This window comes from Streptomyces sp. NPDC030296, from assembly GCF_055572815.1.
Genome location: NZ_JBVICQ010000002.1, coordinates 735,272 through 758,755, shown reverse-complemented (window position 1 = coordinate 758,755; position 23,484 = coordinate 735,272). Strand labels below are relative to the sequence as shown.

Below are 23,484 nucleotides of genomic sequence, written 5' to 3'. Positions count from 1 at the left end.
ACCGTGGAGGAACAAAGTGGCTCCCGCCCGCATTCCCTGACCGGTGGGCGGGGCCGCCTTGTCCTTCCACGGGGCCGTACGGCCGCCTCCGGCGCCCGGCCCCTTCCCGCGTTCCCGCGCCCTGGAGCTTGCCGATGCCGGCCACGACCGTTCTGACCGCCCGCGCCTTCCTGCTCGACATGGACGGCACCCTCGTCAACTCGGACGCCGCGGTCGAGCGGGTCTGGCGGCGCTGGGCCGAGCGAAACGGGCTCGACGGCACCGAGGTCATGCGGGTGGTCCACGGACGCCAGGGATACGCCACGATGGCCGTCCTCCTGCCGGACCGGCCCATGGAGCAGAACTACGCGGACAACGCGCGAATGCTGGAGGAGGAGACGGCCGACGTGGACGGGGTCGTCCCGATCCCGGGCGCGCCGGAGTTCCTCGCGTCCCTCACCGCCGGCGGAGTGCCGCACGCGCTGGTGACCTCCGCGAACGTTCCCCTCTCCACCGCGCGGATGACCGCCGCCGGGCTGGCCCGGCCCGACGTCCGGGTCACCGCCGAGTCCGTCGGCGCGAGCAAGCCCGACCCCGAGGGATTCCTGAAGGGCGCCGCCGAACTGGGCATCGCCCCCGAGGACTGCGTCGTCTTCGAGGACTCCGAGGCGGGCATCCGGGCGGGCCACGCCGCCGGCATGCGCGTCGTGGGCATCGGATCGCGCGCGGCCGCCCACGGGCCGGACGTCGTGGTGCCCGATCTCCGCTCGGTACGGGTCGAGACGGGCGACGCCGGGCTGGTCAGGCTGCGCATCGGCTAGACCGACCGCCGTGCCACCGCATGGACCGACCGCCGTGCCACCGCATGGAGCGACCGCCGTGCCACCGGCTGGAAGCGGCCGCCGCGCCCCGGACGGGGCGCGGGGCGGTGGTTGTCAGGCCCCGGTGTTCTTCGGGCCCGTCTGCTGGACCACCTCGAAGGACCAGACGGTGGAGGCGGACGCGGCCGGCTTGGGGCGGTCGGCCGGGGGCTGGTCGCCGCCGCCCTGGTGGGCCTGCTTCATCGGGCCCTCCATCCACGCCTCGAACGACGCCTCGTCGCGCCACCGGGTGTACACGAGGTAGTTGTCGGTGCCGTCGACGGGCCGCAGCAGCTCGAACCACTCGAACCCGTCGGAACTCTCCACCACCCCGGCACGAGAGGCGAACCGCTTCTCCAGCACCTCGCGCTGCTCCGCGGGGACGGTGAGGACGTTGATCTTGACGATGCTCATGGGGTCATCCTGCATCACGGGGTGCACGGGGGTGGGCGCCGACCCCGCGTCAGGGTTCCTCGGTTTCCGATTCCAGGCGGGCTCGGGTGGCCAGGCCGTAGACGCCGGGCTCGTCGTCCTTCGAGACGGCCCGGGTGGTCTGGTAGTCGATGACGGCCTGTTCGACCTGGCGGTCGAAGATCTGGTCGATGTCGCCGTTGTAGAGGCCCAACTGGCGTAGCCGGAGCTGGAGTTCGGTGACCTCGGGGTCGTCGTCGCCGAGGCGGAGCGTCTTCGGGGCCTCCAGCCGGCTGTCCCCCTTCTTGTTCGCCTCGTCGGCCGTCGACTTGTCGGAGGCCCGGGCGCTGGGCGACGCCTCGCTGGGGCTGGGCGACGGGGACGCCGACGGTGACGCGGACGACTTCGAGGCGGAGGGAGACGGGCTCCCGGACGGCTTCGCCCGTCCGGCGCCACCCGGCGGTGCCGGTGCGGGCGCCCCGCCGCCGGCGGCCTCCTCGGGTGTCTGCACCGGCGTCTTGTCGCCGTCCACCGTGGTGTCCGGCGCGCTCGCCCGCACGTCGTCCGGGAGTGCCCCGTTCCGCTCGGGTGCCTCGTAGGAGAAGAGGCCGCTCATGAAGCCGGCCGCCGCCATCACCCCGGCCGCCGCCGTGCCCCCGAGCGCGACGACCAGCCCCGTACGGCGGCGACGGCCCGCGGAGCGGGAGCGTGCGGGCGTCGTGGAGCGGGTGTGCGGGTGCCCGGCGGAGGAAGCGGGCGGCGGAACCGTGAGCGACCGGGTGCGGTCGTCGGCCGGTGTGGTCGCGCGCGGGGCCCGGAAGGCCGCCAGCCGCATCGTCGCCGCCTCGGCGGGCTCGCCGTGTCCGGGGCCGCGTGCGTGCCCCGGGTCCGTGAGGGGGCCGGTGCCGTCCGGGTACCCGTCGTGGTCCCCGGCGTCGCCCAGTTCCACGTACGGGCGGATGCGCAGCGGGTCGAAGTCCTCGGCGGCCGCGGCCTCGGCCGTGCGGGTTTCCAGGAGTGCCTCGGCGGCGCGGCGGCCGCAGCCGCAGGACGGGGTCCCGTCCATGGCCCGGGGAGCGAAGCACTCCGGGCATATGTGGCTGTTCGGTTCACTCACGTGTGGTCCCTCCCCGTGAAGACTCCCGAGTTTATGCAAACCGTCGTCACACAACCTCCTGATCGTCACAGGAGTGACATGCGCCGCAGTGGTTCGACAGGCCATAACCGGTCACACCGCCCACGATGGAAGGAACACCGCAGGAATGAGGAGACCGGGGACGCCGTACGAGGCCCTCGGAGGCCCTCGGGAGGCCCGCATGACCGACGACACCGCGCACGACGACGGCGGCCGCACGGCGGGGCGCGGGGCGGGTGAGCCGGCGGGGAGCGCGGCGGGTGGCGGCCTCCCGGCCGACGCGGCCACCGCGGGCACGGGCTCTGCGGGCACCTCCGGGTCCGGCTCTCCGGGCACCCCCGGCTCCGGTTCTCCCGGCGCCCCCGACCCCGGTTCCCCGGCCGGTGCTCGGCGTCGTGCCGTGGGGGCCGGCGAGCACGTGCCCGGTGGGGTCATGGTGTCCATCGGGGCCCTGCTGCTCGGGATGCTGCTGGCCGCGCTGGACCAGACGATCGTGTCGACGGCGCTGCCGACGATCGTGAGCGATCTCGGCGGGCTGGACCATCTGTCGTGGGTCGTGACCGCGTACTTGCTGGCCGCGACGGCGGCGACACCGCTGTGGGGGAAGCTCGGGGACCAGTACGGCCGCAAGCGGCTGTTCCAGACGGCGATCGGGATCTTCCTCGTGGGGTCGGCGCTGTGCGGAATGGCGCAGGACATGCCCCAGTTGATCGGGTTCCGGGCGCTCCAGGGCCTGGGCGGCGGCGGGTTGATGGTCCTGTCGATGGCGATCGTCGGGGATCTCGTCCCGCCGCGTGAACGGGGGCGCTACCAGGGGTTGTTCGGGGCCGTGTTCGGCGCCACCAGTGTGCTCGGGCCGCTGCTCGGCGGGCTGTTCACCGAGCATCTGAGCTGGCGTTGGGTGTTCTACGTCAATCTGCCGGTCGGCGCGGTCGCGCTGATCGTCATCGCCGCCGTCCTGCACGTCCCCCGCAAGGCCGAGCGGCACGTCATCGACTACCTCGGCACCTTCCTCATCGCCTCCGTCGCCACCTGCCTGGTCCTCGTCGCCTCCCTCGGCGGTACGACCTGGGACTGGGGCTCGCCGCAGATCATCGGGCTCGCCGTGCTGGGCGTGGCGCTCACCGTGGTCTTCGTGGCCGTGGAGCGGCGGGCGGCCGAACCCGTGCTGCCCCTGAGACTCTTCCGGGTCCGCACCTTCACCCTCTCCGCCGTGATCAGTTTCATCATCGGCTTCGCGATGTTCGGGGCGATGACCTTCCTGCCGACGTTCCTCCAGGTCGTGCGCGGTGTGTCGCCGACCATGTCCGGTGTGCACATGCTGCCGATGGTGTTCGGTCTGCTGCTGTCGTCGACGGTGTCCGGGCAGATCGTCAGCCGTACGGGCCGCTGGAAGGTGTTCCCCGTCGCCGGAACCGCGGTGACGACGCTCGGCCTGCTGCTCCTGCACCAGTTGGACGCGCGCAGCGGCGACGGCGAGATGAGCGCCTACCTCTTCGTCTTCGGGCTCGGGCTCGGCCTCGTCATGCAGGTGCTCGTGCTGATCGTGCAGAACGCCGTCCCGTACGAGGACCTGGGCGTCGCCACCTCCGGCGCGACCTTCTTCCGGTCCATCGGCGCCGCGTTCGGGGTGGCCGTCTTCGGCACGGTCTTCGCGGGGCACCTCGGGGACAAGCTGGCGAGCGCCCTGGACGGTGCCCGGCTCCCGGCCGGCGTCGGTGTGGACGGGCTGAAGGCGGACCCGCGCGAGATCGCCGAGCTGCCGTCCTCGCTGCGTCCCGCCGCCCTCGACGCCTACGCCGAGGCCATCACCGACGTCTTCGTCTACGCGGCCCCCGTCGCCCTCCTCGGCTTCGTCCTCGCCTGGTTCCTGCGCGAGGACCGGCTGCGCGCCTCGGTGACGGCCCCCGACGGCACGGAGACCTTCGCCAGCAACCCCGTCGAGCGGTCGTCGTACGACGAGGTGTGCCGGGCGCTGTCCCTGCTCGGGTCGCGGGAGGGTCGGCGGGAGATCTACCGGACGATCACCGCGCGGGCCGGTTACGACCTGCTGCCCGCCGCGAGCTGGCTGCTGCTGCGGATCCGCAGGTACGGCTGGGTCGACCCCGCCGTGCTCGCCGAGCGCAGCACCGTACCGCTGGATGTGATCATGGCCGCGTCGCGGCAGGTCGAGGAGCGCCGGCTGGCCCGCCGTGAGGGGCTCGACCTCGTGCTGACCGGCACCGGGCGCGCGGCCGCCGACCGGCTCGCCAAGGCCCGTGAGGAGTCCCTGGCGGCGCTGCTGGGCGACTGGTGGGGGCCCGACCGGCCGACCGATCTGGTCCGTCTGGTCGAGGAGCTCACCGACGAGATGTGCGGCTCGGACGCCGAGCGCCCGCACGACGACCGGCCGGTCACCCGCTCGTCGCAGCCGCCGGCCGCGCCAGTCTCTTCGTGAACCAGTGGTCCGCGTACGGGTCGTCGTTGTGCGGCTCGCCCTCCTCGTAGCCGAGCCGTGCGTACAGCGCGCGGGCCTCGACGAGGTCGGCGCGGGTGTCGAGCACGATCCGCTCCGCGCCGAGGCGCCGGGCCTGCTCCTCGGCCGCCGCCACGAGCAGCGCGGCGCCGCCCTTGCCGCGGGCGTCCGTACGGAGGAAGACCCGCTTGAGTTCCGCCGTGGCCGCGTCCGTCATCCGTACGCCCGCCGTGCCGACCGGTTCGCCGGCGTACCGCGCCACCAGCAGTACCCCGTCCGGCGGCGCGAGCCGGTCCCCGGTGTTCGCCGCGATCTCCCGCTCCAACTCGTCGGGGTCGGTGGCGCGGCCCTCGTGCAGCAGGTACCAGCGGTCGCTGACCTCGGTGTAGTACGCCCGCCAGAGCGCGGCCGCGACGGGCGAGTCGAACGGTTCGGGGGCTATGGACCAGGCGGTCGTCGTGGAGGTCATGGCGGGGATTGTCGGCGACAGGGGGAGGCGCACGCGAGGGGGTTTCGCGGGGCCGGGGGTGGACGTCAGGCCGGCCCGTGGTCAACGGCGGTCTGCCCGGCGCCACTTCAGCCACCTCGGCGCCGCGTCGGGCGCCGTCGCCCCTTCCGTCAGCCCGTCGTCGCCGTTTGAACGAAACGCTTCGGGCAACCCGGTGCGAGAGACGGCCCGCCGAGCCGAGAAGCCCTGGGCCGACGAACCTGGAAGGCACTCATGTCCACAGGCGTGATCATCGCTTTGATCGTGATCGTGGCGGTCGTGGTCGTTCTCGCGGCCGTCCTGACCCTGCGCGCCCGCGGCGCCTCGAACGGCGGCGGATCGCTGAAGCGGCGTTTCGGACCCGAGTACGACCGGACCGTGGCCCGCCATGACGGCGACGAGCGGGCCGCGGCCCGTGAACTCGCCGAACGCGTGAAGCGGCACGGCTCCCTGGAGCGCCGGCCGCTGACGAGCGCGGAGCGCGAACGGTACGAGGCCCGCTGGGCCGCCGCCCAGGAACGCTTCGTCGACTCGCCGCGCGAGGCGGTCGTCGAGGCGGACCGGCTGATCGCCGACCTGGCCGGTGCGCGCGGCTTCCCCGATGGTGGCCGCTACGAGACCCAGCTGGAGGCGCTCTCCGTCCACCACGCCCACCATGTCCACGGCTACCGCCGACTGCACCGCGCGGCGCAGGGCGGTTCCCCGGACACCGCCACCGCCGACGGGCGTTCGGGCGCCGGCACCGAGGAACTGCGCGAGGCCATGGTCGAGGGCCGCGCCCTGTTCGAGGAACTGGTGGCACCCGGTCGCCGCGACACGCGGGCCGACCGTGCCGCAGGGACGGAAACCGACCGCACGGCGGCCGACCGCCGCCACACGACCACCGCCGCCGCTCGCTCCGACGGCCGACACCATCTGCCGTGGGGCCTGACCAGGCGTCATGCGAAGGGGAGTTGAGGGGGATGACCGAGAACACGACGACAGGTGACGGCACCACCCGAGGGCCGCGCGAGCAGCGCCCCGCCGCCACCGGCAGCGCCTACACCACGGCCGCCACCGGAACCAGCGGCTCCGGCATCACCAAGGGCACCACCAAGCCCACCGTGGACCCCGATCACACCACGGGCCCCAATGACACCATGGGTGCCACTGGTTCCAACCACACCACCGGCCCCACCGACACCATGAGTGCCACCGGCTCCCGGGACGGCGGGCATCTGCTGCCGCACGAGGAGACCGACAAGCTCAGTCTGCGGTTGCAGCACGCGGTCGGCGGCTTCGTCGACGGGCCCCGGACCGCCGTGGAGGAGGCCGACCACGTCCTGGAGGAGGCGGCCTCCCGCTTCACCGACGCGATCAACCAGCGGCGCCGCACACTGCGCGCCAGCTGGCAGACGGCCGGCGAGGAGCGCGCCTCCTCCTCCGACACGGAGCAACTGAGGCTGGCCCTGCGCGACTACCGCGAACTGACCGAACGACTGCTCCGCCTGTAGCGGCGCCCCTGAACGAGGCCGCGCCCCCGGTCGTGCCCGGGGACGCGGCCTCCCGCGTGCGCGGGCACGACCGGGGGCGCGGCCGATGACGTCAGCGGTTCCGTCGGGCGGCCCGCCATTCCTCGACGATCGCCTCGACGTCGTACGGCTTCAGGCCCAGCGGCGGTCCCGGCGGCGGGCGGAACATCATGGCGCGGATCTTCGCGTTCACCTCGGTGATGACCTTCCGTACGGCCCGCTCGGACGGGGCCCGTGCCGCGGCGGCCAGGGCGTCCTCCGCCTCCTTGCGCAACTCCAGCGCGGGCGGCAGCACCGACAGCCCCTCACGGGCCATCTTCCGCCTGATCCACCACAGTTCGTCGTACGTCGTGTCGTCCCCGTCGAGCGGTCGCCCCGCTCCGGGGAGGTGGGAGAAATCGCCGCGCGCCTCCGCGTCGCGGATCTGTTTGTCGACGAAGGACTCGAAGCTGACACCCGGTGGCTTTCGCTCGGTCATGCCTCCATTGTGCCGGACCCCGCACAAGCGGACGATCCGGCGATTTATCATGCGGCGGCGGTGCGTCGAGCGCGCCGTGTCCAGCGACAATCGGAGTTTGACCCGTTAGGAGCGGTACGTGCTCGAACTCACCATGGCCTCGGTGTCCGAGGCGGACGCCGGGGCGACGGCCGGCATGCAGATGGCCGACGCGCCCAGCGAGCCGGGCGCCGTGCTCCGGGTGGGCCGGGACCGGGCGGTGTGCCGTCTCGCGACCCCGGACGACTGGCTGTTCGTCTCCCGTGTGCACCTGGAGTTCCTCTGCGGCCCCGACGGCGCCTGGCAGGTGACCTGGCTGCGCGGTACGCACGCCGAGCCCTCCTCCGAGGTGCGCCTGGTCCTCCAGGGCCACCCGCCGCAGCCGCTGCCGTACGGCGGCACCGCGAAGCTCCCGCACAACGGCTCCGGCGAGCTCGTCATCGTCGACCGCACGGGCCCGCGCAGCGTCAACGTGGGCTTCTACCACGAGCTCTGAGACCGTCCCCGAGGACGGCGTCCGGGCCCCGGCCCCGCCGTCCTCGGGTCAGTCCGCTCGGTCCGCTCGGCCCACTCGGCCCACTCGGTTCGCTCAGTCCACGACCCGGGCCAGCGCGAACCCGTCGTAGCCCTTGGTGCCGACGGTCTGGATGGCCGTGCCGTCCAGCTTCGGGTGGGTGGCGATGAGTTCGATGGCGGCGCGGGTGCCGACGACGTCCGGTTCGGTGCTCTCGGCGTCGGCGACGCGGCCGCCCCGGACGACGTTGTCGACGATGATCAGGCTGCCGGTACGGGTCAGGCGCAGCGCCCACTCGACGTAGTGCGGGTTGTTGGCCTTGTCGGCGTCGATGAAGACCAGGTCGAACGGTTCGGGGTTCTCGTCGGCCAGCTTGGGCAGCGAGTCCAGGGCCGCGCCGACCCGTACCTCGACGAGCGGGTCCAGCCCGGCGCGCGCGATGTTGCGGCAGGCGACCTCCGCGTACTCGGGGCTGTACTCCAGGGAGATCAGCCTGCCGTCGGCGGGGAGCGCGCGGGCCAGCCAGATCGTGCTGTAGCCGCCTAGCGTGCCGATCTCCAGGATGCGGCGGGCGCCCTGGACGAGGGCGAGGAGCTGGAGCAACTTGCCCTGGTTGGGGGCGACGTTGATGTGCGGGAGCTCGTTGGCCGCGCTGTCGCGCAAAGCGGCCTCCAGGGCCGCGTCGTCGGGGGAGAGGTGGGTCGTGAAGTAGGTGTCGACGTCGTCCCACGTCTGCGAGCTGCTCATGGACCTGCGCCCTTTCCGATAGCTAGTTAGATCGGCTAACTAGTTGCGCTAACGAATGGTAGGCGCAGGTCCCTTCGCTGTCAGGCGTTTCGCGTGCGTGTTTCGGTCGTTCGGACTCAGACGTCCGGACCGGTTCAGACGCCCGGACCGGTTCAGGCGCCCGGACCGGGCCTGTGGTCCGTGGGCGGGGCGGGTGCGGCCGGGGGCACGGGCGCGCCGTGCGGCGGGTACCCGGCGTGCGGGCCGCCCGGCGGGACCCACGGGCCCGGCGCCATCGGGGGCAGCGGCGGCTGCTTGCGGGCGTTGCGGCGGAGTACGATCGCGACGGCCACCGCCTTGATCGCGAGCACGGCGATGCCGAGCCCGAAGGTGAACAGCCAGCCGGGGATGCCGCCCACGGTCCACATCTCGTCCACGTAGATGACCTTTCGATAGGGGTCGTCGGCCGCCGCCCGCCGGAGCGTGTGATCGCCGGAGATCCGCGACGGCTGAGGGAAGTTCTGCTCGACGGCGGTCAGGAAGTCCGTGGCGCCGGCGGCGAGGTCGCCGAGCGGACCGCCGGGCGCGCCGATCCGGCCCGCGAAGGTGACCTGCGGCTCCTCCCCGCCGATCGCCGAGCCCGGCTCCATCCGGTGCCCGGCGAGGACGTACAGGTCGAGGGCCTGCGGGGTGGTGGCGAGCTTCGACAGCCGCATCGGGTACACCGGCGCGTCGCTGGCGAAGGTGAGGTGCAGCGGGTCGAGGGTGCCCCCGAGCGGGACGTCCCCGGTCCCCTCCTCCGGCGCCAGCCTGATCGCCACGTACTCCCACTTCTGGCGGACGTACGGCTCCAGCGCGGTCTCCAGGCGGTCGGGCAGCGCGAAGCCGTTGTCGTCGAGCCAGTCGCCGAGCGCCCCGGAGTCCGTGGCGGTCAGCCGGGCCACGTCGAACGGGCCGAGCCGCTCCCGGCCGACGACGTCCACCGCACCGTCACCGGGCGCCGCTCCCGCCGAGCCGTCGTCCTCGAACGCGTCGAACGGCCAGTCGCTCGACCGCGGCCAGAAGTACTCCCGTTCGCGGTACTCGGGCGCCGTCTCCTCGGCGAGTCGGTCGAAGAGGGCCGCGTCCCCCAGCTCCACCGTCGCCCGGTTGGGCACCGGCATGATCCACGCGGCCGTCCGGGCGTCCCCGGCGACCGTCAGGCGCATAACGATCTGCTCCTCGCGGCCGTCCCAGCGCACCACGGACGTCTCACGGTTCACATACACACTGCGCTGCCCGTCCGGCACCATCGCCCCGCACCCGCAGGCGTACGCCGGAGCCACCAGCGACGCCAACTGGAAACCGAGCAGCGCCAGGACGAGGACGAGCAATCGTCCCCGCGTCCCGCGTGCCGGGCGCGTGCGCCCCCGTACGAAGCCGTTCGTCCCCCGTGCCATCCCTCGTCGCCCTTCCCGCCGTGCGTCCGTGCAGGGGCCCATGCTCCCAGGTGATTGTCCGTGGCCGGTCACAACCCCGGCCGCGATGTGCATCCGTGATCCCCGTCGCGCCCTTGAGTCATTCGACGGCCCCGCGCGCACTATCGTCTTCCGGACGAAACACGGGCGGCCGGCGGGTGAAGCCGAAGTTGCCGGTGTCTCACCACTAGGGCGGTGCGAGGCCTTTCCATGGGACGGCGAACGGGACGGGAGGGACGACAGCGCGTGGCGAACGCGGAACAGCGCGGACCGGGCGGTGCTGTCGGCACGGGTGCGGCGGCGGCCCGGCTGGGGACGGCGCGCGCCGTGCTCTGGCTGGTCGCGACGGTCCTGGCGGTGCGGCAGGTCGCGGTCGTCCTGCACACGCCCAGGAGCGAGCGGCTGACGGACCTGGAGACCTGGGTCGGACCCGACGGCGTCCTGCACGTCACGGGCTCGCTGTACGACTCGACGCGGTTCACGGGTACCCCGTTCGGCGGACTCGTCCTCAAGCCCCTCACCCGTGCGGCCGAACAGGCCCTCGGCTGGGGGTGGACGTTCGGCACGCTGTTACTGGTCGTCGCCCTCGGTCTGGTCGCCGCCCGTGCGCTGCCGCAGCCCGTCACCCGTCGAACGGCCCTGCTGGCGGCGCCCGTCGCGGTCACCCTGCTGATGCTGTCGCTGCCGGTCCGCAACACCCTCCACCTGGGCCAGACCAGCATCATCCCCGTCCTGCTCGTCCTCGCCGGCTGCTTCGCGGTACGCGGCGAGCGCGCCAGCGGCGTCTGCATAGGAGTCGCCGCCGCCTTCCAGCCGGCGGTGCTGCTGTTCGTACCGCTGCTGTGGTTCACCGGCCGCCGCCCGGCCGCCGCGAGCACCGGCATCACCTTCGCCGCCGCCACCGCCCTCGCCTGGGCCGCGATGCCGCACGACTCGTACGCCTACTGGGTGCACCATCTGGCGGGCGTGGGCCTCGGCGGCCGGGCGGACGACCTCGCCAACCAGTCGCTGCACGGGGCGCTGCTGCGGCTCGGCCTCGAAGGCCCACTGGAGATCGCGGTCTTCCTCGTCCTGGCCGCCGCCGTCGCCGTGGTCGGCATGCGCCGCGCCATCCGCTACGCCCGCGACGGGCAGCTGTTGCTCGCCGTCGCGATCACCGGGTGCGTGGTGGTGGCCGTGTCGCCGACGTCGTGGAAGCACCAACTGTTGTGGGTGCTGCTGGCGGCGGTCGGCCGGGTCGGCAAGAAGGCCTCCGCTCGGTACGTGTGGCCGGTCGCCGTCGTCCTGGTGATGACGCTGCCCGCGAAGATGATGGTGCCGAACGTCGACGTCCTGCACCCGGCGCGGGACAACGTCGTCCTGCTGGCGGCGCTCGCCTCGGCGCTGGTCGTGCCGTTCTTGTCCCGCACCTCGCAGTACTACCAACACCCGATCCCCACCGAATACGTGCCGAAGGCGCAGACCCGCTTCCGCTGGGCGCCGCTGCTGCGCCGGGTCGCCACCCGCCCCAACCTGCTGCTGGAACTGCTGCTGATCCGTGTCACGTACGCCGCCTACCAGCGCACCCGGCTTCAGGCGGCCGGCAGCCGGGCCGTCGCCGAGGAGCACGCCCGGCAGATCCTCGGGCTCGAGAAGGCGCTGTTCCTCGACATCGAGCACGGGGTCAACCACGCGGTGGTGCGGGTGGGCTGGCTGCGGGACTTCTTCGACTTCTACTACACGTCGTTCCACTTCGTGGTGCCGCTGACCGTCCTCGGCATCCTGTACTGGCGCCGCCCCGCCGACTACCGCTGGGCCCGCACCGCGATCGGCTTCACCACGGTCCTGGCGCTGGTGGGCTTCTTCGTGTACCCGCTTGCGCCGCCCCGGCTGATGCCGGGCCTGGGCATCATCGACACCATCCACGGCGTCCAGGACTTCTCCAAGCCCGACTACGGCACCCTCACCGAGGTCGCCAACCAGTACGCGGCGATGCCCTCGCTGCACTTCGGCTGGTCCCTGTGGTGCGGGCTCACCATCGCCATCGTCGCGCCCCGCTGGTGGATGAAGGCCCTCGGCCTGCTGCACCCGACGTTCACCGTCGCCGCGATCGTCGCCACCGGCAACCACTGGATCCTCGACGCCGCCGGAGGCGCGGCCGTCGTCGGTGCGGGCTTCGCCCTCACCCACCTCCTGACGGGACCACGGGCGGCCCCGGTCACGGACGAGGACGACGGCAAGACCGACGACGGGGCCCCGCGGACCGCAACGAGCGGCCCACGCGACCCCGTCCGTGGCTGACCGTCAGCCGATCCACAGGTCGTACGTGGCACCGTTCCTGGTGTCGTTGGCGGAGATGAGCCGGGGCTCCCACCGCCAGCCCGTGCTGGGCTTGCGGTGGTGGAACTCCACCGAGCGGCCGGCCACCCACCAGTAGCCCTCGGCCGTGGTGCAGCCCTTCGGCGCGATCTCCCAGAATCGGGAGCCGACCCAGTCGCCGTACTGGTTCTCGCCGACGAAGTAGAACTTCACGGTCTCGTTCGAGCCGCTGCAGATCCGGAGCTGGACGTTCTTGGTGCCGGCGAAGGCCGTGCCCGGGATCGCCAGCGTGCCGAGGACGGTGCCCGCGACGAGTGCCGCCGCGGCGACCTTGCGCTTGAGGCTGCGCATGGGGGGACCACCATTTCTGAGTGAGCGGGAGTTCTGAGTGAGCGGGAATGAGGAGGGTGACGGGGGATCAGCGCAGCAGGCCCCGGGCACGCAGCCAGGTCCTGGCCGCCTTGCCGGGAGCCTCGCCCGCCTCGACCGAGGCGGCGAGTGTCGCCAAGTGCCCTGTCGTCAAGGAATCGTTGACGCGGGCGAGGGCCGCCCTGCCGGTGGCGTCCACGGCGGGTGCGCTGATGAGCGGGAAGACATGCTCGGGAGGGACGACGGACTGGGGGTCGGTGAGGACGACCAGTCCGCCGTGGGCGAGCGCGGGGTCGCTGCTGCGCAGCACCAGTACGTCCGCCGTCCGTGAGGTCCCCGCCGGGGTGAGGGTGACGCCGTACGCCTTCTTCACGGAGGCGGCGGACGGGGCGCCGGGATGGCCGGAAGCGGGGCCGCCGAGGGTCAGACGGTCCTTCACCGCGCCGAGGTCGTCGAGGCCGCGCAGCCCGTACCGGTCGGCGGTGGCCTCGGTGACCGCGACGACGAGCCCGCGCTGCGCCGCGGCCGCCGGCAGGGCGACGATCCCGGGAGGCAGCGCCATGCTCAGCGTCGCCTCCATGTTGCCGGGCATGGTCTGGCCGCCCGGCAGGGCACGCAACATGGTGCTCTCGTAGGCGGGCGCGATGCTGATCTCGCCGTCGACCACGGCCTGGGCGGTGTGGGTGGGGGACGCGTACGCGGTGTCCGAGGTTCGCACCTTCTGCCCGGCGGCGGTGAGGAGTTCGCGGTAGATCGCCGCGACGACCCGGCTCTCGGCGGAGCCGTCGGTGCCGATCACGGCCTGCTCGCGCTCCGCGTGGCCGGCGCGGCTGCCGCCGGCCGGCCCGCCGGCGCAGCCGGAGAGCAGCAGGAGCGAGCAGACCGCGAGGGCGAGAATTCCGAGCGGGGAATGAATTCTGTGGATTTTTGATATCACGGAAGAATTCCTCGCATCACGCATGACCATTCCTACGACGAGCCGTGCGGCCCGTTCAGCAGTGCGCGCCGATTTCGGCGGAGGTCATCTTCCGGTCCTTGAAGTTGACGTAACCGTAACTCGGGTTGTCCTTGTTGAATCCGGACTGCTGGAAGTCGTAGATGTACCACACGTGGTGGTCGTAGTACTTGTCCCTGAACTGGATCTCCCACCAGCCCTTTGCCTGCTGCTTCGAGGTGCCGCGTTCCAGCCAGCCGACACTGCGCGGCGAGATGTTGATGGTGTTGGACTCGGTGTCCGTGTGGGAGTTCTCCCAGGTGTGGCTGTAGCTGGTCTCGACGGAGGCCTCGAAGACCAGCGAGAACTTGTACGACGCCGAGACGGAGACACCGACGGTGTTGGCGGCGGTGGTGGTGTCCGACCAGTCGATGCGGTGCTGGTTGGTGTTGGTGCCGCAGTTGTAGGCGGTGCTTCCCACCTGGTGCTTCGGGCCGGTGTAGCCCCAGTAGCTCTGCGGGTGGAAGTTGCAGAGGCTGGCCCAGTCGCACGCCTTGAGGAGTTCGGCCTGGGTGGGGCCGGCGGCGAATGCCTGGGGGGCCGCGAGCAGGGAGGCACCCATGGTCAGAGCTGCGAGGGTCCCGGCGGTGCGGAAACGCCGAGTCGAACCGTTTCCGCGGTGCGCGAATGCCATTGATTGCTCCATGAGGAGGGGGCGGAGTTTTGGGGGATGTCCGCCGACTGCGCAGCATGCTTCCAGTCTTCCCTCAGAGTCCGGTCAGAAAGGTATCGGAGGCGGTTCACAGTTCGGGGAAGGAATCGTGGTCGGCAGCGAGCCCCGGTACGCGACAAGGCCGCCGCCCGTCCTCGGGGGACGGGGGGGCGGCCTTGTGGGGTGCGGTCACGGGGTGGGGTGCCGGTGGGGTGCCCCGTCGTGGGGGTGGGTCAGTCCACCCACCACTTGCCGCACTTGGTGATGCCGTCGAACTCCCCGCAGGCGCGGGCGGCGTAGTTGGAGTTGTAGACGGACTGGGTGCGGCTGCCGGTGTAGGGGCCGCACATCTTCCAGCCGTCGCGCTTGGCGTCCTGGTCGCTGACGATGCCCTTGAAGTCGGGGAACGAGCGGAAGCTGCGGTCGACCCACAGCCGGTCGCCGGCCCTGCGGCCGGACTTGATCTCCGCGCGGCTGTAGCGGTCGAGCGCCGACTCGTTCTGCAGCTCGACGCGGCGGCCCCGGAAGTCGAACGAGGCACCGGACTCGACGGCCCGGAAGCGGCCGATGACGGCGATGCCGTCGCAGTCGTCCTCGGTGGCCGAGGCCGCCGACGCGGGGACGAAGACGATGGCGCCGCTGCCGATCAGCACGGCCGAGGCCGCGATCGCGCGGCCCATGCGGGACTTGTTCACGAGGGTTCCTTCGGTGTGTGACACATGAACGGGTGGGAGCCGGGGCCGTGCTGGACGGGCCGGGATCCCGGTGAATGAGGCGCGCCGTCGTCCGTGTTGCTCCGACGTCGGCGGCGACGTCCACAGGTTCAGGCAGCCGGGAGCCCCCGGCAACAGCGGTCGCCGCGCCGGGACGGTGGGACCGTCCCACCCCCGCTGACCTGCGTGAACGGGGAGCCTCTGGGATGCCGTTGGGACGCGCGGGCACGGGGACGGGCCGACGGCGCCGGGAGGCCGTCGGCCCGAGTCGGGAGCGGGGGCGTCAGCCCGCGCTGACCTGAAGGTGTTTGACCCCGTTGATCCAGGCCGAGCGCAGCCGGTCCGGGTCGCCGACGAGCCGCAGGTTCGGCAGGGCGTCGGCGACCGCGTGGAAGATGAGGTCGATCTCCAGCACCGCCAGGGACTTGCCGAGGCAGAAGTGCGGGCCGCCGCCACCGAAGCCCAGATGGGGGTTCGGGTCGCGGGTGATGTCGAAGGTGTCGGGGTTCTCGAACACCTCGGGGTCGTGGTTGGCGGAGGCGTAGAAGAGGCCGACGCGGTCGCCCTTCCTGATCCGCATGCCGCCGAGTTCGGTGTCCTGCGTGGCGGTCCGCTGGAAGGAGTTGACGGGGGTGGCCCAGCGGACGATCTCCTCGGCGGCCGTCGCCGGGCGCTCCCGCTTGAACAGGTCCCACTGGTCGGGGTGGGTGAGGAAGGCGTGCATCCCGTGGGTGATCGCGTTGCGGGTGGTCTCGTTGCCCGCGACCGCCAGCATCAGCACGAAGAACCCGAACTCGTCCGAGGCGAGGCTCCCCTCGTCCTCGGCGGCGACCAGCGTGCTCACGATGTCCTTCGCCGGGCACTGCTTGCGGTCCGCGGCCATGTTCATGGCGTACGCGATGAGTTCGGTGGCCGACTCCTGGCCGACCTCCTCGGTGATGGCGTACTCCGGGTCGTCGTACGAGATCATCCGGTTCGACCACTCGAAGATCTTCGCCCGGTCGTCCTGCGGGATGCCGATCAGCTCCGCTATGGCCTGCAGGGGCAGTTCGCAGGCGACCTGGGTGACGAAGTCGAAGGGACCGGGCTGGGCGAGCGCCTCGCGCGCGATGGCGTGGGCCCTCTCGCGCAGGTTGTCCTCCAGGGCGCGGATCGCCCGAGGGGTGAAGACCCGCTGGACGATCTGCCGTACCCGGGTGTGCTCCGGCGGGTCCATGTTCAGCAGGATCAACCGCTGCGCGTCGATGGCGTCCCGCTCGATGTGCTCGTTGAACCGGATGATCGCCGTGTTGAGGAACGACGAGTACAGCTCGGGGTGCGTGGAGACGTACTTGACGTCCGCGTGCCGGGTCACGGCCCAGTAGCCCTCGTCGCCGAAGCCCGCGAGGCCCGGTGCCTGCGGGACCCAGTGGACCGGTTCCGTGCGGCGCAGCTCGGCGAACTCGGGGAGGGGCACACGGTGGTGGAGCAGATCCGGGTCGGTGAGGTCGAACCCGTCGGGCAGCGCTGGACAGGGCATGGTCGACTCCCGTCGCTCAGACGGTCTCCGACGGACCGCCTCTGACGGTCCATCAGTTATCCGGGTCGCCGTGACCGTAGTAACGCGTTCTACAAGTAGCAAGGGCTACGGCGACCCGAATCCGTCGGGCCCCGGTCAGTCGGGCAGCCGGTCCAGGAGCCACTCGCCGAGTTCCGGGGTGATGGCGGTGTGTGCCGTGGTCTCCGAGGAGCAGATGAAGTCGTCGGCCTCGGACTCGTCCGGGTCCAGGCCGTCCACGGCGGCGTACAGGTCCTTCTGCTGGTCGAGGTCGCGGATCGCGACCGCGCTGACCGTGGGGACGAAGCAGATGTGCTCGTGCCGCAGGTCGATGCCCGCACCGGACTTCCTCAGTATGTCGGCGAGGATGCCGTACGAGCGGAGAGTGCCGCCGGGCGCGCCGTCGAACTCGGCGAAGTCGCTGGTCAGCACCGTCCGCTCGGCCGGCGGGAACCGCCGTTTCAGCTCGGCGACGATGATGTCCTTGCCCTGCGCCTGGGTGTGGAAGGTCGTCCCCGGGAAGATCCGCTCCACCTTCAGCGCGGTCTCACCGGGCGGGATCGCGAGGCCCGTGCCGTCCCCGCGGCCGTTGGCGAGCGCCAGTCTCCTCGGCACGGTGGGCCAGCCGCCGACCTTGGACAGCGCGGTCAGGAACTGCGTGCGCTCGATGGCGATGGCGGTGTCGCCGGTCACCGGGTTGAAGTGCCGCCACAGCATCTGCCGGGCGGCCGGGCTGTTCATCTGCCGGGCGAACGGGTTCGGCACCGGGATGAAGTGCGAGAACGCCTGGAGGCCGACGGGGACGACGGCCCCGCGGTGCGGGGTGTCGTAGGAGAAGTACACGGCGGTGCGGTGGTCCATCCGCTGCGTCTCCAGCTTGGCGAGGGCATAACGGGTGACCAGGCCGCCCATGCCGAAGCCGCCCACGGTCAGCCGCGTGTCACCCAACTGCTCGGCGCGGCTCCGCAGGATCGCTGAGATCGCGGCGTCGGCGTTGTCCAGGAGGGAGGCGCCGCGCTCGTCGAAGCCGATCAGGATGACGTCACGGCCCCGGCGGCGCAGCTCGCTCAACAGCGGGTAGGCGCCGCCGTCGAGGCCGGCGTACAGCCGCTCCAGTTCGCTCCTGCCGAGGTCGAAGCCGTCGGCCATGAGCACCGGCCTCGTGATGGCCTGGTTGCCCTCGCCGTGGAAGACGTGCGCGAAGCCGTGCGGCAGCTCCCACCGCGCGTCCGGTTCGGGTGCCGTGTACGTCCGGGGTGCCGTCGGTTCGGCGCTCACGGGGGTGGCGAGGGTGAACTCCCCGACGCTCCGCTCCGCCTGCTCGTGCTGTTGCTCGGACAACGTGGTCGTCTCCTTCTGCGGGGTGGCACGGACCCTCACATCGCAGCAGCGCCACCGAGGGCCTGCCACGCGACACCGGGCGCTTCATCCGTACGAAGGGAGCGGGAGCGAGAGGCGATTACCTTCACGGTGTCACCCCCGCGGCCCAGTGGCGCGCCGTGAGAGCCGGGGTGACCTCCGGTTTCCCGCGCGCGTGGTGCGCCCGCGCACATGGGAATCCGCCTGCGGATCGCGTGTGCGCCGTGCACGACCCTTGCGGCGATGTGTGTCACATCGGCACGCTGTCAGGAGAACTAGAACGCGTACTAGTTCTGCGTGGCGGGCCGGGCCGGGACGCCCCGCGCCGCGCGGGTAACCGTTGAGAGGATCCCCATGGCCGCGGAACCCGTGATCGTCGAAGCAGTACGCACCCCCATCGGCAGGCGCGGTGGCGCGCTCGCCAATCTGCACCCCGCCTATCTGCTGGGCGAGACCTACCGTGAGCTCCTCGGCCGCACCGGCATCCCCGCCGACTGCGTCGAGCAGATCGTCGGCGGCACGGTCACCCACGCCGGCGAGCAGTCCATGAACCCCGCGCGTACGGCCTGGCTGACCATGGGCCTGCCGTACGAGACGGCCGCGACGACCGTCGACTGCCAGTGCGGCTCCTCGCAGCAGGCGTCGCACATGGTGGCCAACATGGTCGCGGCCGGGGTCATCGACGTCGGCATCAGCTGCGGCGTCGAGGCGATGTCCCGTGTGCCGCTCGGGTCTGGCTCCAAGCACGGCCCCGGCAAACCGTTCCCCGACGAGTGGAACGTCGACCTCCCCAACCAGTTCGAGGCGGCCGAACGCATCGCCCGCCACCGGGACCTGACACGGGAGGACGTCGACGCGCTCGGCCTGCTCTCGCAGGAACGGGCCGCCGTCGCCTGGGCCGAGGAACGCTTCAAGAAGGAGACGTTCGCCGTCCAGGTCCCCACGACCGAGGAGGAGCAGGCCGCCGGGCAGGGCATGTGGCGCCTCGTGGACCGGGACGAGGGACTCAGGGACACGTCCGCGGAGGCGCTCGCGCGCCTGAAACCGATCATGCCGACCGCCGTGCACACCGCCGGCAACTCCTCCCAGATCAGCGACGGCGCGTCGGCGATCATGTGGGCGTCGAAGCGGATGGCGCGGGCGCTGAAGCTACGGCCGAGGGCCCGGATCGTCGCCCAGGCCCTCGTGGGCTCCGACCCCCACTTCCACCTCGACGGCCCGATCGACGCGACGAAGGCGGTGCTGGGCAAGGCGGGGATGTCGCTCCGCGACATCGACCTCGTCGAGATCAACGAGGCGTTCGCGTCAGTGGTCTTGAGCTGGGCGCGCGTCTTCGAGCAGGACCTGGAGAAGGTCAACGTGAACGGCGGTGCGATCGCGCTCGGTCACCCGGTGGGTGCGACGGGGGCGCGGCTCATCACGACGGCACTGCATGAACTGGAGCGCACGGACAAGGAGTTCGCCCTGGTGACGATGTGCGCCGGGGGCGGTCTCGCCACCGGGACGATCATCCAGCGGCTGTAGAGGCCCAGCCGAGGAAGGTGGTGAACGCGGCGGGGCCCAGGGTGAGATGGGGTCCCGCCGGGTTCTTGGAGTCACGGATGAGGAGGGTGGGGGTGGGGGAGGGGGCGGGGAGTCCGGCGATCTCTAGACACTGCCCGCCCTCGTCGCCGCTGTAGCTGGACTTACGCCAGGCGAGGGGGCCGAGTGGGGCGCATTCGACGCAGGAGCCGCCGGTGTCTGTGCTGTAGCTCGACTTACGCCATCGGGCGCTGGTCAGGCGAGGGATGCTCCCCATAGCGTTCCTCCATCACATGCCGGATCAGCTCCACCGAGTCCTTGACAGACAAAGCGGCAGCTTGCAGATGATCGTAACGGAGCATGCGGTTTTCGACCGCGTCTGGATTGGCGGTCGCGTGGCCCGTTTCGTAGTCCTCGCTGTACACGATGGTGGGGTCGTTCGAGAAACGGAAGACGTCGAACGCTCCTGGGAAGCCGGCGTGGCTTCCGGCAGCGAACGGTAGTACCTGGATGTTGACGTACGGGTTCTTCTCACAGGCCAACAGTTTCAGCAGTTGGCCTCGCATCACGTCAGTGCCGCCAAGCCTCTGGTAGAGCACGGCCTCGCCGAGTACCGCCCAGAACACCGGCGGCTTGTCCTTCTCGAAGATGCGCTGCCGTGCCATACGCGCCGCGATGCGATTGTCCAGGTCACGGTCGTTCACGGCGCTGAACACGGCACCCGCGTAGGCTTCTGTCTGAAGCAGGCCGTGCACCAGTAGCGGTTGGAAGACGTGGATCGCTGTGGCTCGTGCTTCCAGCTCCGCCACCTGTTGAAACCAGCTCGGGAGTTGGCTGCGCATCACCAGCGTCAGGAGGCGCGACAGCAGCCCATCAGTTCCCAGCGCCACGTCTGCCCGTTCGCTGAACTCCAGCGTCGGAACCTTCCTCGCCGTCTCGATCTGGCCGATCAGCGATGCCGTATAGCCCAGGATGCTCCCCAACTGCTTCTGTGTCAGGCCCGCGGCCTCCCGGCAGCGCCGCAGCTCGTAGCCGTAGTAGTCGAGCGGTGAGGCACCGGGGTCGAGGGTGTTGATCTGGGTCATGGTGCTGTCCCCTCGTTGAAGCTTGAACTCACTGTTGAACAGGTTGTGTCCGTTCTGTCGCCGACAGTAGTTGCGCCAGGTCACCCTTGTGGTGTGAACGGATACATTCCCCCCATCGTTCTGGGTGCTCGTCCCGCCCAGCACCGGATGTGCTTCACCGTCGGTGAGCACTCCGCGCATCACATCCGCCGCATCGTCCGCTCGTACCTCGACCAGTGGGAGATGCCGGAACTGACCGACGCGGTGGAACTCGGGGTCACGGAACTGCTCGCCAACGTCGTACGGCACGTCCCGGACCGCCGCTGCACCCTGCTGTTGCTGCGGTCGCCGGCCGGGGTCCGGGTGGAGGTGACGGACGGGTCGGATCAACTCCCCGTCCTGCGCACCGACATGTCGCCCTACGCGGAGGGCGGCCGGGGGCTCGTGCTGGTCGACGCCGTGGCGGACACATGGGGTGTGGGCAGGTGGCGCGGCGGCAAGACCGTCTGGTTCGAGTGCCGGTGCGGCGGAGAGGAGCGGTCCGCGTGAACGGCGCGACGGGCGGTGCCCGAGATGAGCACGGCGACGAGGTCGGCCAGGGAGAGCGCGCCGCCGGGGTCGTCGGCGCGGCGGGGCACCCGGCGTACGGGCCCCACTTCGTCCAGCGCGACCCCGTCCCGGGCCAGCACGTACGTCAGCGTCAGGAACGCGGCGCGGGCGTTGCCGTCGTCGAACGGGTGGAAGAAGCACACGTCGAGGTAGGCGCGGGCGGCGCGGGCCGGGAGCGCGAGGGTCGGCTCCGCGCTCTGTGCGAGGCAGTCGGTGAGGCGGTCCGGAAGGTCGGCGCCGGTGCCGTAGCGTTCGCGGCCCTCCTTGGCGTACGCCGGGGCGGTGCGGAACGCCGGACGCGTCGGCAGGCCCAGCACGTGACGCTGCCAGGTGGCGAGGCGGTCGAAGGTGAGGGGCAGTCCGGCGGCGGCGTCGGCGCGGGCCCGGTCGAGGGCGGCGCGCAGGCGGACGGCACGTACCGGGGACCGCTGGTGGTCGTGGGCGTGGATGTCCTGCACCGCCCCGTCTTCTATCGGGGCGACCGGTACGACTGGGAGGCGTTCGTGCGGGCCGGCGGGAAGGAACCCGTGCGGGGTGACTGCGCGTGCGCGATGCCAGGGGACCGTCTCGCGGAGGGCCTGCCATATCCGTAGGTGGTCCGGGGCGGCGGCCGGGCGGGGCGTGCTCAGGGGCCGGCCTCGAGGGAGATCGCGAGGCGTTCCGCCACGTCGTCCATGAGGGTGCGCTCGGGCGTGGTCCAGCTGAGGAAGCGGCCGCCGATCGCCTTGTCGACCCGTGCCCGGGCGGTCTCGTCGGCCACGCCCCAGCGGGTCAGGAACCAGATGAGGACCTGTCGGCAGTGGCCCTGCCAGCCGCTGCCGCCGCCCGTGCGGTCCACGACCTGGGTGACCAGGCGGACGGTGGCGCGCTCCCAGGCGTCCTGGCGGTCCTCGGCGGGCATGCTGTCCAGCGGGTAGTGGTCGAAGCGGTCGGCAGTGTCCTCCAGCCATTCCCGCCACTCGCACAGCGCCTCCGCGATCCGGTCGAGGGTCTCCTCCGGGTCGGTGGCGCTGATCGAGTCGCGCGGACAGCACCAGGCGCCGACCGGGCCGCCGTCGTAGTCGCCCTCGTCGTGCGCCCAGCGCCAGCCGACGGTCCAGCGGCCCCACCGCTCGACCATGGCGAGGCTCATTTCGTCGGCCCACTCCCGACCCGCCCCGTGGGACCACTGAATGATGTCGCTGTAGGCGGCGTGGCCGGCCGGACGAAGGGGGGCGCGGCGCGCGGGGGCGAGGGCGCGGATTGCTTCGGCGGCCTCGGCGGCGTCGAACGGATGCCGACGGGGATCGACCTCGTCCCAGGTCAAGGTTCCGGGGCTGAGTAGAGGGTTGTAAGCCATCGCGCACATGTTCTGCCGGGATGGGCTTCGCCTCAACCCGATTTCCGCACCAGGGGCGGACCCGTGCCCGGGGCCCGCTCCCTCTGGCCCGCACGGCGGTGTCAGCTCCCGACGGTCCTGAACGTCGTCGCCGTGCCGTGGTCGCCCAGGCCGGTCAGGACCTGGAGCTTCTTGATCGGCTTGGTGCCCGCGCTCTTGAAGCGGGGCGTGGCGGTCCAGTTGGTGATGGCGTCCAGCATGTTCGCCTCGGGGCCGATCGTCGTCGCCCCGGCCTTCACCGTGAAGGCGGCGTTGAAGTTGGTGCCCTTGTGGCCCGCCTTCCGGCCCTTGCCGGTGATCAGGCCGTCCTTGCCCGTCTCGTAGGACAACGTGGTCGTGGCACTGGTGACCGGGATGTCGAAGATCCGCTCGGTCGCCGTGACGGACAGGCTGATCGTCTTCACGGACTCCGCCGTACGGGACGCGGCGACCGTGGTGCTCGTGAAGGTGACGTCCTTGTTGTAGCGGACGGTCTTCGTCTTCGCCTTGCTCGGGATGTCGCCGGACTGCGTGACACCGAACGCCCTGAACACGCGGGCGTTCTGCAGATAGCCGACGAACGCCCGCTGCTTGGGCGCGGGCAGCCTGCTGAACGCCTTGAGCGTGGGGCCGCCGCCGGGCGCCCTCTTCAGCCATGTCTTGTAGGCGTCCACGGTCAGCTGCGACGGCGCGGCGGGCGCGGTGTCGGCGGCGGTCGCCTGGCCGGAGCCGCCGAGCAGGGCCACGGAGGCCGCTGCCGCCACGACGGTCGCGGTGATGCGGTTGCGCATGGTGGTTTCTCCTCGTCACACGGGTCGCCGCACTGGTCGTACGGAGAGGGGTCCGGTCGGCGGCCGGGCATCGCCCTGAGCCGCCCCCGGGATCGCGACGAACCTACGAGTGGGCGGGGGGTGGGCGGAATTGTCTCTTGGGGCAGCGTCCAGGAGGGCAGAGCGCCGACTGATCGGCTGTCCCCAAAG

General features: G+C 71.5%; 24 protein-coding genes and 1 pseudogene. 8 read left to right on the top strand and 17 right to left on the bottom strand.

Annotation, left to right across the window (positions count from 1 at the left end; genetic code table 11):
* Window positions 1–134 precede the first annotated feature (134 nt).
* Window positions 135–800: an HAD family hydrolase gene (locus ACZ4Z3_RS07300; protein WP_468500083.1), complete on the top strand. Its 666-nt coding sequence runs from the start codon at window positions 135–137 to the stop codon at window positions 798–800.
* A gap of 114 nt (window positions 801–914) precedes the next feature.
* Here the strand turns inward: ACZ4Z3_RS07300 and ACZ4Z3_RS07295 are convergent, their stop codons facing one another.
* Both ACZ4Z3_RS07295 and ACZ4Z3_RS07290 read right to left on the bottom strand, forming a co-directional pair.
* Entirely contained in the window at window positions 915–1,253 is a 339-nt protein-coding gene (locus ACZ4Z3_RS07295) for an antibiotic biosynthesis monooxygenase family protein (RefSeq protein WP_055712713.1), read from the bottom strand.
* 49 nt (window positions 1,254–1,302) lie between these two features.
* Window positions 1,303–2,367 (bottom strand): peptidoglycan-binding domain-containing protein, encoded by a 1,065-nt coding sequence (locus ACZ4Z3_RS07290; protein WP_468500082.1) that lies wholly within the window; start codon window positions 2,365–2,367, stop codon window positions 1,303–1,305.
* A 199-nt stretch (window positions 2,368–2,566) separates the two neighbouring features.
* Between ACZ4Z3_RS07290 and ACZ4Z3_RS07285 the strand changes: the two genes are divergently transcribed.
* Window positions 2,567–4,822, top strand: coding sequence for an MDR family MFS transporter (locus ACZ4Z3_RS07285; RefSeq protein WP_468500081.1), 2,256 nt, complete (start codon window positions 2,567–2,569; stop codon window positions 4,820–4,822).
* Here ACZ4Z3_RS07285 and ACZ4Z3_RS07280 read toward each other — a convergent pair.
* On the bottom strand, window positions 4,779–5,309 hold the full coding sequence (locus tag ACZ4Z3_RS07280) for a GNAT family N-acetyltransferase (protein WP_468500080.1): 531 nt from the start codon (window positions 5,307–5,309) through the stop codon (window positions 4,779–4,781). The two genes, ACZ4Z3_RS07285 and ACZ4Z3_RS07280, sit on opposite strands and share 44 nt — an antisense overlap.
* Before the next feature lie 252 nt (window positions 5,310–5,561).
* Between ACZ4Z3_RS07280 and ACZ4Z3_RS07275 the strand changes: the two genes are divergently transcribed.
* The gene (locus tag ACZ4Z3_RS07275) at window positions 5,562–6,284 is read left to right on the top strand and encodes a hypothetical protein (RefSeq protein ID WP_468500079.1); all 723 of its coding nucleotides are present in this window, start codon (window positions 5,562–5,564) and stop codon (window positions 6,282–6,284) included.
* A 5-nt stretch (window positions 6,285–6,289) separates the two neighbouring features.
* Complete coding sequence (locus ACZ4Z3_RS07270) at window positions 6,290–6,820, top strand: hypothetical protein (RefSeq protein ID WP_468500078.1); 531 nt, start codon at window positions 6,290–6,292, stop codon at window positions 6,818–6,820.
* Window positions 6,821–6,911: 91 nt separating this feature from the next.
* Here the strand turns inward: ACZ4Z3_RS07270 and ACZ4Z3_RS07265 are convergent, their stop codons facing one another.
* Window positions 6,912–7,316, bottom strand: coding sequence for a DnaJ family domain-containing protein (locus ACZ4Z3_RS07265; RefSeq protein WP_468500077.1), 405 nt, complete (start codon window positions 7,314–7,316; stop codon window positions 6,912–6,914).
* Window positions 7,317–7,434: 118 nt separating this feature from the next.
* Here ACZ4Z3_RS07265 and ACZ4Z3_RS07260 point away from each other — a divergent pair, with 118 nt between their 5' ends.
* A complete protein-coding gene (locus ACZ4Z3_RS07260; RefSeq protein WP_468500076.1) occupies window positions 7,435–7,830 on the top strand; it encodes a hypothetical protein in 396 nt (131 codons plus the stop codon).
* A gap of 93 nt (window positions 7,831–7,923) precedes the next feature.
* On the opposite strand, the gene ACZ4Z3_RS07255 is transcribed toward ACZ4Z3_RS07260, so the two are convergent.
* Together ACZ4Z3_RS07255 and ACZ4Z3_RS07250 are read right to left on the bottom strand one after the other, a co-directional pair.
* Window positions 7,924–8,595, bottom strand: coding sequence for an O-methyltransferase (locus tag ACZ4Z3_RS07255; RefSeq protein ID WP_468500075.1), 672 nt, complete (start codon window positions 8,593–8,595; stop codon window positions 7,924–7,926).
* A gap of 152 nt (window positions 8,596–8,747) precedes the next feature.
* On the bottom strand, window positions 8,748–10,013 hold the full coding sequence (locus ACZ4Z3_RS07250) for a DUF2330 domain-containing protein (protein ID WP_468500074.1): 1,266 nt from the start codon (window positions 10,011–10,013) through the stop codon (window positions 8,748–8,750).
* A 264-nt stretch (window positions 10,014–10,277) separates the two neighbouring features.
* On the opposite strand from ACZ4Z3_RS07250, the gene ACZ4Z3_RS07245 reads away from it, so the two are divergent.
* Entirely contained in the window at window positions 10,278–12,311 is a 2,034-nt protein-coding gene (locus ACZ4Z3_RS07245) for a bifunctional glycosyltransferase 87/phosphatase PAP2 family protein (protein WP_468500073.1), read from the top strand.
* Window positions 12,312–12,314: 3 nt separating this feature from the next.
* Here ACZ4Z3_RS07245 and ACZ4Z3_RS07240 read toward each other — a convergent pair whose 3' ends face one another.
* The 6 genes from ACZ4Z3_RS07240 to ACZ4Z3_RS07215 all read right to left on the bottom strand — a co-directional run bounded on the left by ACZ4Z3_RS07240 (window position 12,315) and on the right by ACZ4Z3_RS07215 (window position 17,935).
* Window positions 12,315–12,680: a hypothetical protein gene (locus ACZ4Z3_RS07240; protein ID WP_468500072.1), complete on the bottom strand. Its 366-nt coding sequence runs from the start codon at window positions 12,678–12,680 to the stop codon at window positions 12,315–12,317.
* Between the two features lie 67 nt (window positions 12,681–12,747).
* A complete protein-coding gene (locus ACZ4Z3_RS07235; RefSeq protein ID WP_468500071.1) occupies window positions 12,748–13,659 on the bottom strand; it encodes a glycine betaine ABC transporter substrate-binding protein in 912 nt (303 codons plus the stop codon).
* A gap of 31 nt (window positions 13,660–13,690) precedes the next feature.
* Window positions 13,691–14,326, bottom strand: coding sequence for a hypothetical protein (locus tag ACZ4Z3_RS07230; RefSeq protein ID WP_468500070.1), 636 nt, complete (start codon window positions 14,324–14,326; stop codon window positions 13,691–13,693).
* Between the two features lie 251 nt (window positions 14,327–14,577).
* Window positions 14,578–15,039, bottom strand: a complete 462-nt coding sequence (locus ACZ4Z3_RS07225) for a hypothetical protein (protein WP_468500069.1) — start codon at window positions 15,037–15,039, stop codon at window positions 14,578–14,580.
* 301 nt (window positions 15,040–15,340) lie between these two features.
* Complete coding sequence (locus ACZ4Z3_RS07220; protein ID WP_468500068.1) at window positions 15,341–16,576, bottom strand: cytochrome P450; 1,236 nt, start codon at window positions 16,574–16,576, stop codon at window positions 15,341–15,343.
* 135 nt (window positions 16,577–16,711) lie between these two features.
* Entirely contained in the window at window positions 16,712–17,935 is a 1,224-nt protein-coding gene (locus tag ACZ4Z3_RS07215; RefSeq protein ID WP_468500067.1) for an esterase/lipase family protein, read from the bottom strand.
* 372 nt (window positions 17,936–18,307) lie between these two features.
* On the opposite strand from ACZ4Z3_RS07215, the gene ACZ4Z3_RS07210 reads away from it, so the two are divergent.
* Window positions 18,308–19,477, top strand: a complete 1,170-nt coding sequence (locus ACZ4Z3_RS07210; RefSeq protein WP_468500066.1) for a steroid 3-ketoacyl-CoA thiolase — start codon at window positions 18,308–18,310, stop codon at window positions 19,475–19,477.
* Here ACZ4Z3_RS07210 and ACZ4Z3_RS07205 read toward each other — a convergent pair.
* Together ACZ4Z3_RS07205 and ACZ4Z3_RS07200 are read right to left on the bottom strand one after the other, a co-directional pair.
* Window positions 19,461–19,751: a DUF397 domain-containing protein gene (locus ACZ4Z3_RS07205; protein WP_468500065.1), complete on the bottom strand. Its 291-nt coding sequence runs from the start codon at window positions 19,749–19,751 to the stop codon at window positions 19,461–19,463. The genes ACZ4Z3_RS07210 and ACZ4Z3_RS07205 overlap by 17 nt on opposite strands.
* The gene (locus ACZ4Z3_RS07200; protein ID WP_468500064.1) at window positions 19,711–20,559 is read right to left on the bottom strand and encodes a helix-turn-helix domain-containing protein; all 849 of its coding nucleotides are present in this window, start codon (window positions 20,557–20,559) and stop codon (window positions 19,711–19,713) included. Before ACZ4Z3_RS07200 ends, ACZ4Z3_RS07205 begins: the two co-directional genes overlap by 41 nt.
* Window positions 20,560–20,652: 93 nt before the next feature.
* Between ACZ4Z3_RS07200 and ACZ4Z3_RS07195 the strand changes: the two genes are divergently transcribed.
* On the top strand, window positions 20,653–21,087 hold the full coding sequence (locus ACZ4Z3_RS07195) for an ATP-binding protein (RefSeq protein WP_468500063.1): 435 nt from the start codon (window positions 20,653–20,655) through the stop codon (window positions 21,085–21,087).
* A gap of 194 nt (window positions 21,088–21,281) precedes the next feature.
* On the opposite strand, the pseudogene ACZ4Z3_RS07190 reads toward ACZ4Z3_RS07195, so the two are convergent.
* From ACZ4Z3_RS07190 to ACZ4Z3_RS07180, 3 genes and pseudogenes are all read right to left on the bottom strand, one after another.
* Window positions 21,282–21,464, bottom strand: a pseudogene (locus ACZ4Z3_RS07190) (Fic family protein); the annotation flags it as partial.
* 308 nt (window positions 21,465–21,772) lie between these two features.
* Complete coding sequence (locus tag ACZ4Z3_RS07185) at window positions 21,773–22,486, bottom strand: hypothetical protein (RefSeq protein WP_468500062.1); 714 nt, start codon at window positions 22,484–22,486, stop codon at window positions 21,773–21,775.
* A 101-nt stretch (window positions 22,487–22,587) separates the two neighbouring features.
* Window positions 22,588–23,295, bottom strand: coding sequence for a hypothetical protein (locus ACZ4Z3_RS07180; protein WP_468500061.1), 708 nt, complete (start codon window positions 23,293–23,295; stop codon window positions 22,588–22,590).
* Between the last annotated feature and the right edge of the window lie 189 nt (window positions 23,296–23,484).

Excerpts from the sequence above, each read along its gene's own strand:
- ACZ4Z3_RS07300 (WP_468500083.1), top strand. The coding sequence starts at position 135 with ATGCCGGCCACGACCGTTCTGACCGCCCGCGCCTTCCTGCTCGACATG.
- ACZ4Z3_RS07295 (WP_055712713.1), bottom strand. The coding sequence starts at position 1,253 with ATGAGCATCGTCAAGATCAACGTCCTCACCGTCCCCGCGGAGCAGCGC.
- ACZ4Z3_RS07285 (WP_468500081.1), top strand. The coding sequence starts at position 2,567 with ATGACCGACGACACCGCGCACGACGACGGCGGCCGCACGGCGGGGCGC.
- ACZ4Z3_RS07280 (WP_468500080.1), bottom strand. The coding sequence starts at position 5,309 with ATGACCTCCACGACGACCGCCTGGTCCATAGCCCCCGAACCGTTCGAC.
- ACZ4Z3_RS07275 (WP_468500079.1), top strand. The coding sequence starts at position 5,562 with ATGTCCACAGGCGTGATCATCGCTTTGATCGTGATCGTGGCGGTCGTG.
- ACZ4Z3_RS07270 (WP_468500078.1), top strand. The coding sequence starts at position 6,290 with ATGACCGAGAACACGACGACAGGTGACGGCACCACCCGAGGGCCGCGC.
- ACZ4Z3_RS07265 (WP_468500077.1), bottom strand. The coding sequence starts at position 7,316 with ATGACCGAGCGAAAGCCACCGGGTGTCAGCTTCGAGTCCTTCGTCGAC.
- ACZ4Z3_RS07255 (WP_468500075.1), bottom strand. The coding sequence starts at position 8,595 with ATGAGCAGCTCGCAGACGTGGGACGACGTCGACACCTACTTCACGACC.
- ACZ4Z3_RS07250 (WP_468500074.1), bottom strand. The coding sequence starts at position 10,013 with ATGGCACGGGGGACGAACGGCTTCGTACGGGGGCGCACGCGCCCGGCA.
- ACZ4Z3_RS07240 (WP_468500072.1), bottom strand. The coding sequence starts at position 12,680 with ATGCGCAGCCTCAAGCGCAAGGTCGCCGCGGCGGCACTCGTCGCGGGC.
- ACZ4Z3_RS07235 (WP_468500071.1), bottom strand. The coding sequence starts at position 13,659 with ATGCGTGATGCGAGGAATTCTTCCGTGATATCAAAAATCCACAGAATT.
- ACZ4Z3_RS07230 (WP_468500070.1), bottom strand. The coding sequence starts at position 14,326 with ATGGCATTCGCGCACCGCGGAAACGGTTCGACTCGGCGTTTCCGCACC.
- ACZ4Z3_RS07220 (WP_468500068.1), bottom strand. The coding sequence starts at position 16,576 with ATGCCCTGTCCAGCGCTGCCCGACGGGTTCGACCTCACCGACCCGGAT.
- ACZ4Z3_RS07210 (WP_468500066.1), top strand. The coding sequence starts at position 18,308 with ATGGCCGCGGAACCCGTGATCGTCGAAGCAGTACGCACCCCCATCGGC.
- ACZ4Z3_RS07205 (WP_468500065.1), bottom strand. The coding sequence starts at position 19,751 with ATGGGGAGCATCCCTCGCCTGACCAGCGCCCGATGGCGTAAGTCGAGC.
- ACZ4Z3_RS07200 (WP_468500064.1), bottom strand. The coding sequence starts at position 20,559 with ATGACCCAGATCAACACCCTCGACCCCGGTGCCTCACCGCTCGACTAC.
- ACZ4Z3_RS07185 (WP_468500062.1), bottom strand. The coding sequence starts at position 22,486 with ATGGCTTACAACCCTCTACTCAGCCCCGGAACCTTGACCTGGGACGAG.
- ACZ4Z3_RS07180 (WP_468500061.1), bottom strand. The coding sequence starts at position 23,295 with ATGCGCAACCGCATCACCGCGACCGTCGTGGCGGCAGCGGCCTCCGTG.